This window comes from Arsukibacterium sp., from assembly GCF_033722355.1.
Taxonomy (GTDB): domain Bacteria; phylum Pseudomonadota; class Gammaproteobacteria; order Enterobacterales; family Alteromonadaceae; genus Alishewanella.
The window spans coordinates 1-1,673 of sequence record NZ_JAWVZF010000275.1; the positions used below are offsets into that span (position 1 = coordinate 1).

General features: G+C 46.7%; 1 protein-coding gene and 1 pseudogene. Both read right to left on the bottom strand.

Annotated features, from left to right (window positions below):
• The coding region (locus tag R3177_RS14735) for an ATP-binding protein (RefSeq protein ID WP_318971763.1) at positions 1 to 1,088 on the bottom strand (1,088 nt) is incomplete at its 3' end.
• A pseudogene (locus R3177_RS14740) lies at positions 1,072 to 1,673 on the bottom strand (DNA replication and repair protein RecF); the annotation flags it as partial. The pseudogene R3177_RS14740 and the gene R3177_RS14735, both read right to left, overlap by 17 nt.

Here is a 1,673-nt window from a genome sequence, read left to right on the forward strand (position 1 = left end):
AAAAGATATTCATTAAGCTTTTCGCCCATCACGCCTTCGACGGCAGAGCGTACTTCGCTTGAAACCAGTTTGTCCTTGGTTTGTGAGCTGAATTTTGGATCAGGCACTTTGACACTGACTACCGCGGTTAACCCCTCACGGGCATCATCACCGGAAGCCTGCACCTTCATCTTTTTGGCATAGCCTTCCTGCTCAATATAATTATTCAGGACCCGGGTTAAGGCACCACGGAAGCCCGCCAGGTGGGTACCGCCGTCGCGTTGTGGAATATTGTTAGTAAAGCAGAAAACATTTTCCTGATAGCTATCGTTCCACTGCATTGCCACCTCAACAGAAATACCGTCTTCCCGCTGGTCAGAAAAGTAGAATGCTTGTGGGTGAATGCTGGTTTTGCTGCGGTTTAAATACTGGACAAAAGCTTCAATACCACCTTCATATTTAAAGTGGTCTTTCTTATCATTCCGCTCATCTGTCAGAATAATGCTGACACCTGAGTTCAGAAACGACAGTTCTCGTAGCCGCTTAGCCAGAATATCGTAGTGAAAATCAATGTCACTAAAAACAGTCGGGCTGGGCCAGAAACGAATAGCGGTGCCAGTATCACTGGTTTCACCAATTACCGCCAGCGGCGCTTGTGGCACACCCAGATGATATATCTGGTTATGCACCTGGCCTTTGCGGCGAATAGTCAGCTCTAATTTGTCAGACAAGGCATTTACTACAGAGACACCGACGCCATGCAGACCGCCGGAAACCTTGTAGGAATTTTCATCAAACTTTCCACCTGCGTGCAGCACAGTCATGATAACTTCAGCGGCTGATACGCCCTCTTCGTGCATTTCAGTGGGTACGCCACGGCCATTATCCCGCACAGACACAGATCCATCACTATGAATGGTTACCCAGATATCGGTGCAATAGCCGGCCAGCGTTTCGTCGATGGAGTTGTCGACCACTTCGAACACCATGTGGTGCAAGCCAGTTCCGTCATCAGTGTCACCGATATACATACCTGGTCTTTTACGAACGGCATCCAGCCCTTTTAATACTTTAATACTTGAGGAATCGTAATTATGTTGTTCGGCCATCGTTATCTGTCCGTGCTGTTATCTGACCGTGTTCCACGTGAAACATTTTGCTACGCTCGGCAGCAATATAAGGTGAAACCTGATCAGCATTAATTGCAGTAATAAATACCTGTGAATTAATCTGGGTTAAATACTCAAAAACAATCTGGGTGGAACTGGCATCCAATTCCGACGCCAAATCATCAATCAGTAACAATGGTTGTTTGTGACCGCTGCTACTGATTACATTGTTCTGGGCGATTTTAAGTGCAAATAATAACACTTTTAGCTGGCCACGGGATAATACTTCTTCCACTGCCAACTGTGCTTTTTTTAACTTTAAGTCGGCTTTTTGCGCGCCATACTGACTGAAGCCCTGACGGCTATCCTGCTCAAAATTTTGTTTAAGTAAGGTAAGCAGGTCCTGCTCACTGCTAATTCGATCCGGCCAGCCACTTTGCAGCTGCATGTTGATATCGCAGAGCAGTTCGTTGTCTGCAACCAACGCATGATAAGCAGCAGTTAACTGATCGATATACTGCTGCCGCTGGGTATTCAGCTGCCAGGCCAAGCTGGCAAATTGCTGATCCCAGTAAGCGAACTCAT